Consider the following 4,473-nt stretch of genomic DNA (forward strand, 5'->3'; position numbering starts at 1 on the left):
CATAGTTACACAGAAAACTTCTTCACAATCGATTGCAGTTTTATTTTTAAATGATTGCTTTAGTTAATTTTAATTGATAATATTGTTTTATCCAATTGAAAAACCATTTCTTAATTTACTCACAACCAATTAGTGAAATTATGCCATTAAACAATGTAAGCGGCAATGCCAAAGCCGGAAACACCTACGACGCTATTGTTATCGGCTCGGGAATCAGCGGTGGCTGGGCGGCTAAAGAATTAACCGGGAGAGGCTTAAAAACCATCATGCTTGAGCGTGGAAGAAAGTTTGAACACATTAAAGATTATAAAAGCGCGGGTAAAGACCCCTGGGACTTTGAACACCGTGGAGCTGTAACACAGGAGCAGCGCAAAGCAAGACCTGTAATTTCACGTAACTGGGGCGCGCAGGAAGCTATTATGGACTATTGGGTAAATGAGCAGGAGGCGCCATACCACGAAGTTAAACCTTTTAACTGGTGGCGATCATACCAGATGGGTGGTCGGTCTATTTTATGGGGCAGGCAAAGCTACCGCTGGAGTGACTTTGATTTTGAAGCAAACGCTAAAGACGGATGGGCAATTGACTGGCCTATCAGGTACAAAGACCTGGCGCCATGGTATGACCATGTAGAAAAGTTTGCCGGCATCAGCGGGTCGTTGGAAGGGCTTCCCCAATTACCGGATGGACATTTTCTGCCACCTATGGACCTGAACTGGGTTGAGAAAGATGTGGCCGAACGGATTAAAAAGAATTATGGTGGTACAAGGCATATGATCATTGGCCGGACAGCAAACCTCACAGCAGCCATACCTGGCCGTACTAAATGCGAATTCAGGAACAGGTGCTGGGAGGGATGCCCGTTTGGAGGATATTTTAGTACGCAATCATCAACCCTGCCTGCAGCTTTGGCAACGGGGAATTTAACCGTAAGGCCTTATTCAATAGTTACAAAAATTATTTATGATAAGGATACCAAAAAAGCTACGGGGGTAGAAGTGATTGATGCCGAAACTAACCAGACCTATGAGTTTCATGCTAAAATTGTATTTGTAAACGCATCGGCATTAAACAGTGCCTGGGTGCTCATGAACTCGGCTACCGACATCTGGCCTGATGGTTTGGGCAGCAGCAGTGGCGAACTGGGACATAATATTATGGATCACCATTATAACCTGGGTGCATCCGGCATGGTAGAGGGTTTCGAGGATAAATACTATTACGGTCGCCGCGCCAATGGTATTTATGTGGTACGTTTTGCCAACTTGTTTGGCGATAAACGCGATTACCTGCGCGGCTTTGGTTACCAGGGAGCAGCAAGCCGTACCGGGTGGAGCCGTGAAATAGCCGAAATGAATATCGGCGCGCAATATAAGGATGCTATATGCGAACCAGGTGACTGGCAGATAGGCATCGGCGGTTTTGGCGAACTGTTGCCTTACCATGATAACAAGATCACCCTTGATAAAAGCCGCAAAGACAAATGGGGCCTGCCAATTTTATCAATGGATGCCGTGATCAGGGAGAATGAAAAGAAGATGCGTATCGACATTGTTAAAGAGGCCAAAGCAATGCTGGAAAGTGCCGGTGTTAAAAATGTTAAAACGCACGATAGGGGRCATAACGTAGGCGATGGCATCCACGAAATGGGTACCGCCCGTATGGGCCGCGACCCTAAAACCTCAGTACTTAATGAGCATAACCAGGTATGGGATGCCAAAAATGTTTTTGTTACCGATGGCGCAGCCATGACCTCATCGGCATGCCAAAACCCATCGTTAACCTATATGGCATTAACCGCCCGCGCAGCAAATTTTGCTGCCGATGAGCTGAAGAAAGGGAATTTGTAATTTTCAATTTGAAGATTTGAGGATTTGAAAATTTGAAGACGAGTATTCGAATTTTCATTTACAAAAAGTCTTGATACTAACTACTTGACACTTAAATATGAAAAAACTAACTATTATTTGCTTACTGATAGGCACATCCATTATTAATGCAGCAGCCAAAACCAAGGTGTTGGTTTTCTCTAAAACAGCCGGTTTTCATCATAATTCTATTGCGGTAGGTGTACCTGCAATTATGAAATTAGGAGCGGAGAATGGTTTTGTTGTGGATAGTACTACCAACTCCGAAAAGTTTACAACTGCCAACCTGAAGCAATACGCGGCTGTAATATTTTTAAGCACCACCGGTGATGTGTTAAATGATACGCAGCAAGCGGCATTTGAACAATACATTAAAGCGGGCGGCGGCTTTGTAGGCGTACATGCCGCTACTGATACGGAATATGACTGGCCATGGTACGGGAAACTGGTGGGCGCATATTTTAAAAGTCACCCCAAGCAACAAGATGCTGTTCTGCATGTGGTCGACCGTGATTTTATTGCCACCAAACATCTGCCCGCAGACTGGAAACGTTGGGACGAATGGTATAACTACAAATGGATAGGTGATGATCTGCATGTGCTGATCAAGATAGATGAAAAAAGCTATACCGGCGGCGAAAACGGTGATAATCACCCGATGAGCTGGTACCATAGCTTTGACGGCGGCAGGGCATTTTATACCGAATTAGGACATACAGATGAATCATACGCCGATCCCTTATACCTGAAACATCTGTTGGGTGGTATTGAGTACGCGATAGGGAAGAAGTAGTTGTTTGAACCGGAATTTTTCACTATTGGTTATTTTCAATGGTGTTCAAGAGGGCTGCGCCGTTTATCGAATTTAAGAATTAACAGAATTTTAAAAGCATTCTGGAAATTTCCTGAATTCGATAAATTCCGGTTCAGATTATAATGACGCGCGGATATGTACTTCAATAAAACTACATTAAAATACCGGCGATTGTTGCCGATAGATAAGAGGCCAACGTTCCGCAGATTAATGCTTTAACACCCAATTTGGCAAGGTCGGCACGCCTTTCGGGGGCAAGCTCACCAATACCACCAACCTGTATGGCTATGGAACTAAAATTAGCAAATCCGCAAAGTGCAAAGCTTGTGATCACCAATGTTTTGGGATCCATAGTCCCCTTCACCTTAACAAGGTCGAGGTAGGCTACAAACTCGTTCAGTACCATTTTGGTGCCCATTAATGAGCCCGCTAACTTTATATCTTTATGAGGTACGCCCATAGCCCATGCAAAAATGGAAAATACAGCGCCTAAGATCTGTTTCAGGCTAAGCGTTTTAAGATCGATATTGATAAAATCCAAACCCATATGCAGGTGAGTGGCTAAAAAGAAACCTGTCTTGCCCAACACATAATCCAACAGGCCTATAATAGCTATAAAGCCAATCAGCATCGCTATTACGTTTAAACCGATCTTTAAACCATCACTTGCACCGTGCGATATGGCGCCAACCAGGTTGGCATCAGTTTTCTTGACTTCGAGAGATACGCTTCCTTTGGTCTCGGATACTTCAGTTTCCGGCCAAACAATTTTAGAGATCACCAGGGCTCCCGGAGCAGCCATGATACTTGCAGCCAGCAGGTATTCTGCAGGTACGCCCAAAGCGATATAGGTTGCCATTACACCACCCGCTATACAAGCCATACTGCCTGTCATAGATGCCAAAAGCTCAGACATGGTCATGTGCTTCAGATACGGCTTGATCATGATCTGTGCTTCAACCTGCCCAACAAACGCACTTCCTACGTTTGATACTGCCTCGGCGCCACTTACCCCCATTAATTTATAAACTACCCATGCAAAACCTTTTACAATCCGTTGCATAATACCAAGGTGGTACAGTATGCTGATTAATACCGCCACAAAAACAATAGTTGGTATCACCCTGAAAAAAAATATAAAGCTATACTGGGCACCTAAAACCCTGGTAAGCTGGGCGTCTTTATTGGCAACAATACCAAAAACAAATTCGGCGCCCTGGTCTGAGAATGAGAGAATCTTTTTTACCCCTTCGGCCAAAAATCCAAAACTTTCTTTACCAATATCTGTTTTTAATATGAAGAGCGCTAAGCAAAGCTGAACAGCTAAGCCCGATAACACCACCCGGTAATTAATGGCCTTGCGGTTGTTTGACATTAAAAAAGCGATCCCGAAGATCAGTGCAATACCTATGAACCCGGTATATCTTTCCATGCAATAGTTATAGTAAATTAATCAGGGCTTAAATTAGGAAAAGGATTTTAGATTTCGGATGTGGGAATTCGGATTTGTAAATTTTTTGATTTAATGATCAATAAAAAATCCGAAATCGAAATTCCCAAATGCGAAATCATTAAGAGGCCTTACGTTTATTCAGCTCGTCGCGGATTTTTGCAGCTTTCTCGTATGATTCTTCGGCAAGGGCCTCCTGCAGTTTTGTTTTTAGTTCATCAATGCTTAGCGAYGCAAAACCACTGCCTACCGCTGTGCCTACTGATTTTTCTTCCTGGCTTTCATTGATGTTTTCGAGGTAAACAAAGTCGTTGCCCTCAATAACGATACCTGCGGTTGAC

The 4,473-nt window shown here is 43.7% G+C and carries 4 protein-coding genes; 2 read left to right on the forward strand and 2 right to left on the reverse strand.

Annotated elements, in window-relative coordinates:
* The first annotated feature begins 140 nt into the window (after positions 1-140).
* Positions 141-1,850 (forward strand): GMC oxidoreductase, encoded by a 1,710-nt coding sequence (locus AC1DPZ_RS22585; RefSeq protein WP_477407699.1) that lies wholly within the window; start codon positions 141-143, stop codon positions 1,848-1,850.
* 97 nt (positions 1,851-1,947) lie between these two features.
* Positions 1,948-2,661, forward strand: a complete 714-nt coding sequence (locus AC1DPZ_RS22590) for a ThuA domain-containing protein (protein ID WP_477407701.1) — start codon at positions 1,948-1,950, stop codon at positions 2,659-2,661.
* 172 nt (positions 2,662-2,833) lie between these two features.
* Here the strand turns inward: AC1DPZ_RS22590 and AC1DPZ_RS22595 are convergent, their stop codons facing one another.
* Positions 2,834-4,114, reverse strand: a complete 1,281-nt coding sequence (locus AC1DPZ_RS22595; protein ID WP_477407703.1) for a NupC/NupG family nucleoside CNT transporter — start codon at positions 4,112-4,114, stop codon at positions 2,834-2,836.
* A gap of 139 nt (positions 4,115-4,253) precedes the next feature.
* Positions 4,254-4,473: UvrB/UvrC motif-containing protein (locus AC1DPZ_RS22600; protein WP_477407705.1), on the reverse strand; the 220-nt coding region annotated here is incomplete at its 5' end.

This window comes from Mucilaginibacter sp. P4_G9, assembly GCF_056400985.1.

What these genes read in the sequence shown, in the direction of transcription:
- AC1DPZ_RS22590 (WP_477407701.1), top strand. Translation starts at nt 1,948, where the DNA reads ATGAAAAAACTAACTATTATTTGCTTACTGATAGGCACATCCATTATT.
- AC1DPZ_RS22595 (WP_477407703.1), bottom strand. Translation starts at nt 4,114, where the DNA reads ATGGAAAGATATACCGGGTTCATAGGTATTGCACTGATCTTCGGGATC.